This window comes from Gluconobacter kondonii (assembly GCF_002723995.1).
In the GTDB taxonomy this organism is placed as follows: Bacteria; Pseudomonadota; Alphaproteobacteria; order Acetobacterales; family Acetobacteraceae; genus Gluconobacter; species Gluconobacter kondonii.
In genome coordinates this window covers 161,653-171,903 of the sequence record NZ_BEWP01000001.1, presented here as the reverse complement: position 1 = coordinate 171,903, position 10,251 = coordinate 161,653, and the positions used below count along the sequence as shown (strand labels likewise).

General features: G+C 59.9%; 14 protein-coding genes and 2 tRNA genes. 9 read left to right on the top strand and 7 right to left on the bottom strand.

The features are described 5' to 3' along the window. Positions 1 to 35 precede the first annotated feature (35 nt). The 3 genes from GKO01_RS00795 to GKO01_RS00785 all read left to right on the top strand — a co-directional run bounded on the left by GKO01_RS00795 (position 36) and on the right by GKO01_RS00785 (position 1,697). The gene (locus tag GKO01_RS00795; protein ID WP_099285544.1) at positions 36 to 425 is read left to right on the top strand and encodes a cytidine deaminase; all 390 of its coding nucleotides are present in this window, start codon (positions 36 to 38) and stop codon (positions 423 to 425) included. Then, complete coding sequence (locus GKO01_RS00790; RefSeq protein WP_099285218.1) at positions 422 to 1,117, top strand: trypsin-like serine peptidase; 696 nt, start codon at positions 422 to 424, stop codon at positions 1,115 to 1,117. The genes GKO01_RS00795 and GKO01_RS00790 overlap by 4 nt, the downstream gene beginning before the upstream one ends. A 145-nt stretch (positions 1,118 to 1,262) precedes the next feature. Continuing rightward, complete coding sequence (locus GKO01_RS00785; protein WP_099285216.1) at positions 1,263 to 1,697, top strand: response regulator; 435 nt, start codon at positions 1,263 to 1,265, stop codon at positions 1,695 to 1,697. 35 nt (positions 1,698 to 1,732) lie between these two features. Here the strand turns inward: GKO01_RS00785 and GKO01_RS00780 are convergent. The 3 genes from GKO01_RS00780 to GKO01_RS00770 all read right to left on the bottom strand — a co-directional run bounded on the left by GKO01_RS00780 (position 1,733) and on the right by GKO01_RS00770 (position 2,359). Then, positions 1,733 to 1,809, bottom strand: a tRNA-Arg gene (locus GKO01_RS00780). Positions 1,810 to 1,843: 34 nt separating this feature from the next. Then, positions 1,844 to 1,920: transfer RNA gene (locus GKO01_RS00775), tRNA-Arg, on the bottom strand. 61 nt (positions 1,921 to 1,981) lie between these two features. Further along, the gene (locus tag GKO01_RS00770; protein ID WP_099285215.1) at positions 1,982 to 2,359 is read right to left on the bottom strand and encodes a hypothetical protein; all 378 of its coding nucleotides are present in this window, start codon (positions 2,357 to 2,359) and stop codon (positions 1,982 to 1,984) included. A 75-nt stretch (positions 2,360 to 2,434) separates the two neighbouring features. On the opposite strand from GKO01_RS00770, the gene guaA reads away from it, so the two are divergent. Beyond that, positions 2,435 to 4,057, top strand: coding sequence for a glutamine-hydrolyzing GMP synthase (guaA, locus tag GKO01_RS00765; protein WP_174694193.1), 1,623 nt, complete (start codon positions 2,435 to 2,437; stop codon positions 4,055 to 4,057). Between the two features lie 171 nt (positions 4,058 to 4,228). After that, complete coding sequence (locus GKO01_RS00760) at positions 4,229 to 4,642, top strand: hypothetical protein (protein WP_099285213.1); 414 nt, start codon at positions 4,229 to 4,231, stop codon at positions 4,640 to 4,642. Positions 4,643 to 4,734: 92 nt separating this feature from the next. On the opposite strand, the gene GKO01_RS00755 is transcribed toward GKO01_RS00760, so the two are convergent. Further along, positions 4,735 to 5,181 (bottom strand): CHRD domain-containing protein, encoded by a 447-nt coding sequence (locus GKO01_RS00755; protein WP_099285211.1) that lies wholly within the window; start codon positions 5,179 to 5,181, stop codon positions 4,735 to 4,737. Positions 5,182 to 5,234: 53 nt separating this feature from the next. Beyond that, on the bottom strand, positions 5,235 to 5,807 hold the full coding sequence (locus GKO01_RS00750; RefSeq protein WP_099285209.1) for an HNH endonuclease: 573 nt from the start codon (positions 5,805 to 5,807) through the stop codon (positions 5,235 to 5,237). Positions 5,808 to 5,949: 142 nt separating this feature from the next. Here GKO01_RS00750 and gluQRS point away from each other — a divergent pair, with 142 nt between their 5' ends. Beyond that, positions 5,950 to 6,810: a tRNA glutamyl-Q(34) synthetase GluQRS gene (gluQRS, locus tag GKO01_RS00745; protein ID WP_099285208.1), complete on the top strand. Its 861-nt coding sequence runs from the start codon at positions 5,950 to 5,952 to the stop codon at positions 6,808 to 6,810. Here the strand turns inward: gluQRS and GKO01_RS16445 are convergent. Both GKO01_RS16445 and argH read right to left on the bottom strand, forming a co-directional pair. Beyond that, positions 6,779 to 6,910, bottom strand: a complete 132-nt coding sequence (locus GKO01_RS16445) for a hypothetical protein (RefSeq protein WP_255308560.1) — start codon at positions 6,908 to 6,910, stop codon at positions 6,779 to 6,781. The genes gluQRS and GKO01_RS16445 overlap by 32 nt on opposite strands. Next, positions 6,907 to 8,352, bottom strand: coding sequence for an argininosuccinate lyase (gene argH / locus GKO01_RS00740; RefSeq protein ID WP_099285206.1), 1,446 nt, complete (start codon positions 8,350 to 8,352; stop codon positions 6,907 to 6,909). The genes GKO01_RS16445 and argH overlap by 4 nt, the downstream gene beginning before the upstream one ends. A gap of 15 nt (positions 8,353 to 8,367) precedes the next feature. Between argH and GKO01_RS00735 the strand changes: the two genes are divergently transcribed. The 3 genes from GKO01_RS00735 to GKO01_RS00725 are packed head-to-tail and all read left to right on the top strand — an operon-like array spanning position 8,368 to position 10,243. Continuing rightward, complete coding sequence (locus tag GKO01_RS00735) at positions 8,368 to 8,967, top strand: TlpA disulfide reductase family protein (RefSeq protein WP_099285204.1); 600 nt, start codon at positions 8,368 to 8,370, stop codon at positions 8,965 to 8,967. Continuing rightward, positions 8,964 to 9,545 carry a TlpA family protein disulfide reductase gene (locus GKO01_RS00730; RefSeq protein WP_099285202.1) on the top strand — a complete coding sequence of 194 codons (582 nt, stop codon included), beginning with the start codon at positions 8,964 to 8,966 and terminating at the stop codon, positions 9,543 to 9,545. Before GKO01_RS00735 ends, GKO01_RS00730 begins: the two co-directional genes overlap by 4 nt. 38 nt (positions 9,546 to 9,583) lie before the next feature. Next, positions 9,584 to 10,243, top strand: coding sequence for a TlpA disulfide reductase family protein (locus tag GKO01_RS00725; protein ID WP_099285542.1), 660 nt, complete (start codon positions 9,584 to 9,586; stop codon positions 10,241 to 10,243). The last annotated feature ends 8 nt before the right edge of the window (positions 10,244 to 10,251 follow it).

Below are 10,251 nucleotides of genomic sequence, written 5' to 3'. Positions count from 1 at the left end.
TCCAAGCTGAACCCGCAGGGGATAATATCATCCACATGATACAGGAACTGATCCGGGAGGCCCTTGAGGCCCGTTCGCGTGCTTATGCACCCTATTCGCGCTTTCAGGTGGGCGCGGCCTTGCGGTGTGAGGGTGTTGTTCATTCAGGCTGCAATGTCGAGAACGCCGCCTATCCGCTGGGAACATGTGCTGAGGCCGGTGCGATTGCCTCCATGATTCGTGCTGGGGGACGGCGGATTGAGGAAATCGTGGTCGTGGGCGGCGATGCGCCGTGTACGCCCTGTGGCGGGTGTCGGCAGAAACTGCGGGAGTTCGGTCTGCCGGACCTGCGAGTGCATATGATCTCACCTGAAGGAGACATTCTTCTGACCCGGACTCTGGCCGAACTGTTGCCTGATGCGTTCGGCCCGGATCATCTGGGATGAAAGGCGCCGCTGCGCTGCTGATGTTCTGGATCTGCGGCGCAGCAGCGTTCGCCGCTCCAGGCGTCGCGCTGCCGGGACTCGGACCTAACAGCCATCGCAGCGTGGTGGATGTGAATAAGGCGCCCTGGAAGATTCTGGGGCGCGTCCAGACCTCCCTCGGTAGTCGTTGCACGGGATTCGCCGTGGCACCGACCGTCATGGTGACGGCGGCGCACTGTCTGTGGCTGCCTGCGACGCGGCACTATATCCAGCCTGAGGATGTTCATGTCCTGATGGGGTATATGCTCGGACATTATCGGCTTCATGCGCAGGTGACACAGTTTGTTATTGCGCCCGGTTACGACCCTAAAAATGAGGGCGGAACGGCATCTGAGGACCGTGCAACACTGGTGCTGGACCGCAAGGTGATCGGGGCTGGAGATCTTGTGCCTTACGGCGTTGCACGTACAGGCGCGGCTGCGATGTTGGTCGGATATCCGCAAGATCGGCAGGAAGTGCCCTATGGAGATATTGACTGTCAGATCAATGGGTTGGCAGCGAATGGGCTGATCCATCATGACTGTTCCGCAACACGTGGAGACAGTGGCGGCCCCCTTCTGGCGCGTCAGCCCGACGGGCAGTGGGGGATTGTTGGTATTGATGTTCTGGCGACGTTCGGGCGGGGCGGGTTTGCCGCGCCATTACCTCACTGAGGTCCGGGATGGTTTTACGGGTTGCATGACACGGGGCACGTCAGAAAAAATTCACTCATGCAAACATGAGCCGTGTTGCCGCGTTGTTGGAAAGACGACACCATTATGGGTGTTAAAGGTTTTTTAATCCCGGAAAGTGATTGCCATGTATGCCATGTCCATGAAGGGAGCATCATCCAGCGTCGTTCCGCAGGGAAACACGCAGGGGGAGAGTAAAAAAATCGACAGAAAGCATGTTCTGGTCGTTGAAGATCAGGCGCTTCTGCGATTCCTCGCTGCGGACATGCTGGAAGAGGCTGGTTACGAGACGTCGCTTGCGGCTGATGCAGATGAAGCGCTGGCTGTCCTCGCTCGACAGCCGGATATCTGCACCATTTTTTCTGATGTCAACATGCCGGGTGAAATGGATGGTGTGGACCTTGCTCACAGGATTCGTGAACAGCATCCTGAAATCGGACTGGTCCTGACATCAGGAACACGGATTCAGGAACTGGGGGAATTGCCGGGCGGAACGATGTTTCTGGCCAAGCCCTATGAATGGGACGAGGTCTATCGCTGCCTTGAGCGCGTGCGCCACTAGATAGCAGGTAAAATATCGTAGGGGGGAAGGCAATGTGGTGCACCCGAAAGGACTTGAACCTCTAACCCCCAGATTCGTAGTCTGGTGCTCTATCCAGTTGAGCTACGGGTGCGGACACATTGTATAAGTCTTCATCAGGAGAAGACTGGTGCACCCGAAAGGACTTGAACCTCTAACCCCCAGATTCGTAGTCTGGTGCTCTATCCAGTTGAGCTACGGGTGCGCTGTGAGGCGGGGTTTTACAGAGGCTTAACTGACCTGACAACCCCGCTTTCGAAAAAATTTCAGTTTCGCGTCATGGTGATATGAGCGCGGCATGACGGCGAGCCGAAAATACCGCCAATCGCCTGTCCGACGGGGTAGCCGTTGAAGACGGCGGCTGTGGGGTGGTGATTCAGATCCGTCATGGCGAGTTCTGCATGATAATGCTGGTTGCCGGGCGTGTAAGTGCCATGGAGGACCTGCGAGCCGTCTGCCGGTGTGAACAGGATTTCCCGGCCTCGTATCCGCAGTGTCGAAGAGCGTTCTGTCGGGCACGTGCCCTGATCCGTAACAAGGGCGCCGGTCCAGGTTCCGTTCGGATCGTGGCCGGGATCGGGCGTACCCGCACATGCGGCAAGCAGGGCCGTGGCGGAAATGGCGAAAAATGCTAGCAGGCGCATGTTGTTCCTGTTCGATGTTGCAGAATGGATGACGCAGACGACACAACACCTTATAGGAGAGCCTCAAAAGGCACCATGAAACCGGAACGCGAGGCCACGACATTGACCCAGCAGGACGCCAGCACCGTCGAAAAGCTCGACGAAACTCTTCACGAAGACCGTATCCTCATTCTGGATTTCGGCAGCCAGGTGACGCAGCTCATTGCGCGTCGCGTCCGCGAGAGCGGTGTGTATTGCGAGATCTGGCCGTACACGGCGACCGAGGAAAAAATCCGCGCTTTCAATCCGCGCGGCATTATTCTGTCCGGCAGCCCGGCCAGCGTCCATGATGAGAATGCACCGCCGGTTCCGGACGTGGTTTTTGCGCTGAACCGCCCCGTGCTGGGGATCTGCTACGGCCAGCAGGCCATGTGCCAGCAGCTGGGTGGTAAGGTCGAAAACCACGATCATCGCGAATTCGGTCGGGCATATATCGATATTGCCGAGGATTGCTCGCTGTTCCGTGGCGTCTGGGCGCGCGGCAAGCGTGAGCAGGTCTGGATGAGCCACGGCGACCGTGTGACACAGCTTCCGCCGGGCTTCCGTGCTGTTGCCCATTCAGAAGGTGCGCCGTTCGCGATCATCGCGGATGAGGGGCGTCGTCTGTACGGCGTGCAGTTCCACCCTGAAGTCGTGCATACGCCGCATGGTGCTGCGCTGATCCGCAACTTCACGCATAATGTCGCGGGTTGCAGTGGAAGCTGGACGATGGCGGGTTTCCGCGATCTGGAAATTGCACGTATCCGCAAGCAGGTCGGCTCGGGCCGGGTGATCTGTGGTTTGTCGGGTGGTGTGGACAGCTCGGTGGCTGCAAAACTGATCCATGATGCGATCGGCGATCAGCTCACCTGCATTTTCGTGGATCCGGGCATCATGCGCACGGGCGAAGCGGATGAGGTCGTCAAGACGTTCCGTGGCCGTTTCAACATTCGCCTTGTGCATCGTGATGCGTCCGAGCTGTTCCTCAAAGAACTGGCTGGCGTGACGGACCCGGAAACCAAGCGCAAGACGATTGGCCGTCTGTTTATCGAGGTTTTCGAGGAAGAAGCCGCGAAGCTGGGTGGTGCGCAGTTCCTCGCACAGGGCACGCTGTATCCGGATGTGATCGAAAGCGTGAGCTTCTCGGGCGGTCCGTCCGTGACCATCAAGTCCCATCACAATGTTGGCGGCCTGCCGGACCGCATGAACATGGAACTGGTTGAGCCGCTCCGTGAGCTGTTCAAGGACGAGGTCCGCATGCTGGGCCGCGAGCTGGGTATTCCCGAAAGCATCGTGGGGCGGCATCCCTTCCCGGGACCGGGACTGGCGATCCGTATTCCGGGTGATGTCACGAAGGAAAAGCTCGATCTGCTGCGCAAGGTGGATGTGATTTATCTTGAGGAAATCCGCCGCGCCGGACTTTACGATGCGATCTGGCAGGCCTTCGCAGTTCTGCTGCCGGTTCGGACCGTGGGTGTCATGGGCGATGGCCGCACCTACGATCAGGCCTGCGCCCTGCGTGCCGTGACCAGCACGGATGGCATGACGGCGGAAGTCTATCCGTTCGACTTCGAGTTCCTGAACCGCGTTGCGGGCCGTATCGTTAACGAAGTGCGCGGCATCAATCGCGTGACCTACGACATCACGTCCAAGCCGCCCGGTACGATCGAGTGGGAATGATTTTGCTTCGTTAGTGCTTGAAGCTGTTCAGGTTTGACGTGCTGAAAACCCCGCAGTGATGCGGGGTTTTTTATTGTAACTGCTGTGTGTTGCGACGGGAAAGCTGTGTTGGGCTTGTCCGACCTTGTGGAGGATGACAGGGTGTATGTCTCTGAAAACAGGAGACTTACGATGTCGATCCGGTTCATTTCCTCTTCCGCCCCTCTGCTTCTTGCTGCTCTGGCCGCGCTGCCGCTGGGAATGGCTTCGCAGGCTATGGCGGCTGACTCCGCTGAGAAGCCCTGTGAAACCGATCTGTGCCGGAGTGTGCGTCAGTCCTGGGCTGCGGTTCGTCATGACACGTCCGATGCGGCGCAATGGACGAAGAAAGAGAGCGTCAAAGGCTGGGACGCTACGAAAAATGGCGTCTCCGATGCGGCTCACTGGACTGGCAAGGAAGGCGAGAAGGGGTGGAAGGCCACCAAGAACGGCACAAAGGATGCGGTACATGACACCAGCGTCTGGACGAAAAAAGCCGTGCATGATCTTGATCCGGGACAGCCCGCCAAGGCTCCCGCCACGAAAAATTCCACGACAGGCGAATAAAACCGCCCGCCAGACTGGATCTGTTGCCAGTCTCATGAAAAAGGCCTGCCCTGTGAGGGGCAGGCCTTTTTTAAATTGCCGTGATGACAGTCTTATTCCGCGTGGTGGCGGTGGCCGGTCAGTTCCGTGGTGAGTTGGGCGCGGGCTTCCCCGTCCGGGAATTTTTCCGTGTGAAGATTGATATAGCTCCGTCCGGCCTGAACGTCCTTCACCTGATCAGGCGTGAGCTGGAGTGTGCCGGTCATGCGGGTGGTGTAAGGACCGTTGATCGGGGCCAGAACGCCTGCGTCTTCACCTGCATCTGCGGGGCCATGAAGATGGATCGCCGTAACGGGACCAGACAGGCCATTATCTTCGAAGCGGTAGGTCAGGGTGTTTTTCGTGGTGTCCAGCATGGCGGACGCCGAACCCTTGATCGGCGTTGTGGCACCATGTTCGCCCTTGAAGGGGCCAAAAAGATGCAGGGTCTCGGCGGAAGCCGGGAGGGCTGTGACGGAAAGACCGAGGGCGAGTGCTGTGAGCATAAGTCCTGTACGCATGGAAAATCATCCTTACAGAAGTTGGGCAGAATGGGGATCAACAGAACGTCTGCTCAGGTTTCGAGTTCGGTATTCCAGTACAGATAATCGCGCCAGCTTTCGTGAAGGTAATGGGGCGGGAAGGTCCGGCCATTTTCCTGAAGAAGGCGGCTGCTGGGCTGGACCGGCTTGCGATGCGGGTGCATGCCGAGTTCGCTTGGCAGTTTTGAGCCTTTGAGCAGGTTGCAGGGGCTACAGGCGGTGACGACATTTTCCCATGTGGTGCGGCCACCGCGCGCGCGCGGGATGACATGATCGAAGGTCAGTTCGTGCGTGGGCAATCGGTCGTGGCAGTACTGACACGAGAAATTGTCCCGTAGGAAGACGTTGAAGCGCGTAAAAGCCGGTTTGCGCGCGCTGGGAATATAGTCTTTCAGGGCGATCACGCTGGGAAGGCGCATGCTCTGGCTCGGGGAGTGGACGACGGCGTCTTCATATTCCGAAAGGACCGAGACGCGATCGAGAAAGACGGCCTTGACGGCTTCCTGCCATGACCAGAGCGAGAGCGGGAAATAGGACAGCGGACGGAAATCCGCGTTCAGGACAAGAGCCGGAAAATGCTGACCGCTGACGGACACCACACGCATCCTTTCTGCAAGGACGACACATGCGGGGTTAGGCGCCGAATGAAAACGGGACAAACAGCGGGAAAACACGTGTCGTCGGCTTCTTTGAAGAAACTATTCCAGTAAACTGCGCGGACCGCAAGCAAACGCTGGTGACACATTCATGACGCTTCCCGCCACAACACGATTTGCGCCGAGTCCTACGGGCTTTCTGCATCTGGGACATGTGGTGTCAGGGCTCTATTCGCGGATCATGGCGAGTGAGGGCGGAAGGTTCCTGATCCGTATCGAGGATATTGATACGACGCGCTGTACGCCGGAGCTAACAACAGCGCTGCGGGAGGATCTGGACTGGCTTGGATTGTCGTCAGACGCGCCGGTTCGGCGGCAGTCCAGACATTTGTCTGAATATCATTCCGTACTGGAAACTCTGCGGGAGCGGAGGCTGCTCTATCCGTGTTTCTGCACGCGGCGGGAGATTGCCGACGCCGCGACGCAGACCGCGCCGGACGGGAGCGTCGTGTATCCGGGAACCTGTCGGCATGGCGCGCTGCATGCAGGTCGGGAGCCGGTCTGGCGGCTCGATATGGGGCGGGCGCTTGATGTGTTGCAGGAAGTGCCTGGCTGGCACGAACTGGGGCATGGGCAGATTGCAGGGCAGGCCGGGGCGTTCGGTGATATTGTTCTGGCGAGGCGGGATACGGGTGTGTCGTATCATCTGTGCGTCACTCGTGATGATGCGCTGCAAGGCGTGACGACCGTAACGCGCGGGCGGGATTTGTACGAGGCTACGTCAGTGCAGCGGGTGTTGCAGGACCTGATGGGCTGGCCGGAACCAGTCTATGCCCATCATGCACTTATCATGGGCGCGGATGGGCAGAAGCTGTCCAAACGGGATGGGGCTGAAGGCGTGCGGGTTCTGCGGCAGAAAGGGTGGACGGCCCGACAGGTTCTGGACCATCCACTGGTGCGGCAGGCTTTGAAAGAGAGCTTTATTCCGGCGGGTAGGTCCCCGGATAGGTGATGTCCTGCGCGGGGCCGGGGGCGTGTGGCGCGCCTTTCTTGCCGCAGGCGGTCAGGCTGAGAGCCATAACCGCCATGCTGACGAGCAGCAGGGTTTTCATGCGGATTCTCCGAGTTTTGCGAGCCACGCTTTGGCCTGATGCGTCACATTGGCCGGTGCGGTGCCGCCTTCGCTGGTGCGGGACGCAAGAGAGGCCTCAACGGTCAGAACATCGAAAACGCCCGCGTTGATCTGCGGTTCGACGGACTGCATTTCGCCAAGCGACAGATCCGCCAGATCGCAGCCTTTCTGTTCCGCCATGCCGACGAGCCGACCAGTGACGTGATGGGCGGTGCGGAAGGGGACGCGGAGTTCGCGGACCAGCCAGTCGGCAAGGTCCGTGGCCGTGGAGAAGCCCATGCCCGCGACTTCGCGCATCCGGGAAGCGTTGGCCTTGAGGTCCCGGATCATGCCGTCCATGGCGGCGAGGGAAAGCGTCATGGCCTCGGTGGCGTCGAAGACGGGTTCCTTGTCTTCCTGCGTGTCCTTGGCATAGGCGAGCGGCAGACCCTTCATGACCGTCAGCAGACCCACGAAATCGCCCATGATCCGGCCGATCTTGGCGCGAACCAGTTCGGCGGCGTCCGGGTTGCGCTTTTGCGGCATGATGGACGAGCCGGTTGTGAAGGCATCGGACAGCGTGACGAAACCGAAGGGCGCAGAGGCCCACATCACGATTTCTTCCGCCAGCCGCGACAGATGCATGGCCTGAAGCGACAGGGCGGAGAGAAATTCGAGCGCGAAATCGCGATCCGAAACCGCATCGAGCGAATTGGCGGTCGGGCGGTCGAAATCCAGCGCTGCAGCCGTCATGCGACGGTCGATCGGGAAGGACGTTCCGGCGAGGGCTGCCGAGCCGAGTGGGCATTCGTTCAGCCGCGCACGAGCGTCACGCAGGCGGCCCCGATCGCGCGACAGCATCTCGACATAAGCCAGAAGATGATGTCCGAACGTGACCGGCTGGGCAACCTGAAGATGGGTGAAGCCGGGCATCGGCGTTGCGGCGTGTTCCAGCGCGCGGGTGGCGAGGGAACGCATCAGGGCGGCGGTCTGGTCCTGAAGGCCGTCGATGGCATCGCGGACCCAGAGGCGAAAATCGGTGGCGACCTGATCGTTGCGCGAGCGGGCCGTGTGCAGGCGTTTGCCGGCCTCGCCAATCCGCTCGGACAGACGTGCCTCGATGTTCATGTGGATGTCTTCGAGGGCCGGGGAGAACTCGAAGCGCCCTTCGCCGATTTCCTGCGCGATATCACCAAGGCCCTGACGGATTTCGGCAAGTTCCGTCTCGGTCAGCAGGCCGACTTTCTGGAGCATGGCAGCGTGTGCGAGAGAGCCGCGGATGTCCTGTCGCCACAGGATCTTGTCAAATCCGATGGAGGCGTTGATCTCACCCATGATGGCGGCAGGGCCTGAGGCAAAGCGGCCACCCCATTGCGGATTGGCGGCAGTGCCTTCAAAGGACGTGGCGGCATCTGATTGTGTGTCGACAGGAGCGTTTTTCATGATAACCGTAAGCAGATGATTCGGAAGCAGATCGACCGGCGAACCCTTCTTGGAGGAGCTGCCAGCCTAGCTGCGGCAGCCTCCCTCTGCAATTGCGGGCTGGGGAATTCCGCCCGCGCGGCGGATGGAGCACAGCCAGTGCTGCCCTCGCTCGCGCCCGGCGCGCCTAAGTTGGAGCCCGTGAATTTCCAGCTTAAGGGACCGGAGGGCACGATGTTGGCACTCTCCTCGTTGAGGGGGCGGCCCTTTATTCTGCATCTTTGGGCGACATGGTGCCCGCCGTGCAGGCTCGAGCTTCCTGCACTGAATGCGTTCATCGAGAAAACCGGAGCCAGCATTCCTGTCATTCCAGTCGCCGTGGCGAGTCCGCTGCCGAAAGTGATGATCTTTCTGGCGCAGGGCAATCTGCCGCATATCGCGCCCTGGACGCTGGACCAGCATGAGTTTTCTCAATGGTTCACGTCCGGCGAGCCAAGCCTTCCCATGACCTGCGTGGTTGATTCGCAGGGACGGTTGCGCGCCAGTGTCGAAGGGGAAATGGCGTGGAGCGCGCCGGACAGTCAGGCCTCTTTTGAAAAGATCCTGTCGGGCCTTCAGGCGTCCAAGCCCGCGTGAGCGGTGGGCTGGCCAGTCGGCGGAGCCTTGTTTTGGGAACGGCAGGTCTTGCGGTTCTGGTCGGGGTCGGAGCTTCGAAACTGGCCGGGACGGTTGTGCGCCGTGGGATGCCGATTGAGCGGCTGATGCCGGGGCGGCCCGTCTCGGAATCCGTTACGCTTTCGCTGTCCGGCCCTGAAGGTGCGCATTCGTCACTTGTCTCGCGTCGGGGAGCGCCTTTCCTGCTGCATGTCTGGGCGACATGGTGTCCGCCCTGCCGTCATGAACTGCCTGCTTTGGTGGGGTTCATGCGGGCATGGGGGACAGATTGCCCTGTTGTTCCGGTCGCGGTTTCAAGTGGATCGCCCGACGATGTTCGTGCGTTTCTGGGTCGAAACGGCATTGCAGATTTGCCCGCATGGACAGTGGACGGGACGGCTCTGAAAGACTGGTACCGGGCTGCGGCGCTTGCCATCCCTGTAACATTCCTGATTGATGATGCAGGGCGCATTCGCGCGACGGCGGCCGGTCCGTTGGACTGGGGCGCTTCCGATGCCGTTGGCGTGCTTCATCAGGTGCTTGCCGCCACGACTGCCTGAGACGCGATAAAGTAGAAATGAAAGAACGGATTTCCAACATGACTTTTCCCCTGACGCGCCGTCATCTCATGGGTCATCTCTTAGGCGGAGCCGGTGCCCTTCTGGTTTCGGGACGGGCGATTGCTGCAACAGCGGCAAAGGAAGAAGCTGGCAAGGGGCTGGCTTTCGAACCAAATTCTTTCGGTAAACTGGCTGTGCCGAAAGTTCTGCCGCCGCTGAGCGTGAAGAACGAGCAGGATCAGGACGTGCCGCTGTCGCACTGGTATGGCAAACCGTTCATCCTGCATTTCTGGGCAACATGGTGCCCGCCCTGCATCCGCGAACTTCCTTCGGTGAATGCAACGGCCAAGGCGTTGGGCGCCGAGGGACCGCAGATCGTCGCCGTCGCTGTGCGTGGCAGCACGATTCCAAAGGTCAGGGCGTTTTATGACAGCCACGGCATTGATGCCCTGCCGATCCTGGTCGATCCGCTTTCAGCAGTGATGATGGAAACGGCCGATCAGGCGGCGCTGATCCAATCGATCCAGCAGGTGCGCCCGGATGATCTGAAGAGCCTGACACCAAATGTCATGTCCTTGCATGGCGTGCCCCGGTCGCTGATCCTGAATGCGAAAGGCGAAGTCGTGGCGGAATCCATCGGGAACATGGACTGGTCTGCGGACGCTGTGAGGCATACTGTGCAGGCTCTGGCTGGATAGTAAGAGTA

What these genes read in the sequence shown, in the direction of transcription:
- GKO01_RS00795 (WP_099285544.1), top strand. Translation starts at nt 36, where the DNA reads ATGATACAGGAACTGATCCGGGAGGCCCTTGAGGCCCGTTCGCGTGCT.
- GKO01_RS00790 (WP_099285218.1), top strand. Translation starts at nt 422, where the DNA reads ATGAAAGGCGCCGCTGCGCTGCTGATGTTCTGGATCTGCGGCGCAGCA.
- GKO01_RS00785 (WP_099285216.1), top strand. Translation starts at nt 1,263, where the DNA reads ATGTATGCCATGTCCATGAAGGGAGCATCATCCAGCGTCGTTCCGCAG.
- GKO01_RS00770 (WP_099285215.1), bottom strand. Translation starts at nt 2,359, where the DNA reads ATGCGCCTGCTAGCATTTTTCGCCATTTCCGCCACGGCCCTGCTTGCC.
- guaA (WP_174694193.1), top strand. Translation starts at nt 2,435, where the DNA reads ATGAAACCGGAACGCGAGGCCACGACATTGACCCAGCAGGACGCCAGC.
- GKO01_RS00760 (WP_099285213.1), top strand. Translation starts at nt 4,229, where the DNA reads ATGTCGATCCGGTTCATTTCCTCTTCCGCCCCTCTGCTTCTTGCTGCT.
- GKO01_RS00755 (WP_099285211.1), bottom strand. Translation starts at nt 5,181, where the DNA reads ATGCGTACAGGACTTATGCTCACAGCACTCGCCCTCGGTCTTTCCGTC.
- GKO01_RS00750 (WP_099285209.1), bottom strand. Translation starts at nt 5,807, where the DNA reads ATGCGTGTGGTGTCCGTCAGCGGTCAGCATTTTCCGGCTCTTGTCCTG.
- gluQRS (WP_099285208.1), top strand. Translation starts at nt 5,950, where the DNA reads ATGACGCTTCCCGCCACAACACGATTTGCGCCGAGTCCTACGGGCTTT.
- GKO01_RS16445 (WP_255308560.1), bottom strand. Translation starts at nt 6,910, where the DNA reads ATGAAAACCCTGCTGCTCGTCAGCATGGCGGTTATGGCTCTCAGCCTG.
- argH (WP_099285206.1), bottom strand. Translation starts at nt 8,352, where the DNA reads ATGAAAAACGCTCCTGTCGACACACAATCAGATGCCGCCACGTCCTTT.
- GKO01_RS00735 (WP_099285204.1), top strand. Translation starts at nt 8,368, where the DNA reads ATGATTCGGAAGCAGATCGACCGGCGAACCCTTCTTGGAGGAGCTGCC.
- GKO01_RS00725 (WP_099285542.1), top strand. Translation starts at nt 9,584, where the DNA reads ATGACTTTTCCCCTGACGCGCCGTCATCTCATGGGTCATCTCTTAGGC.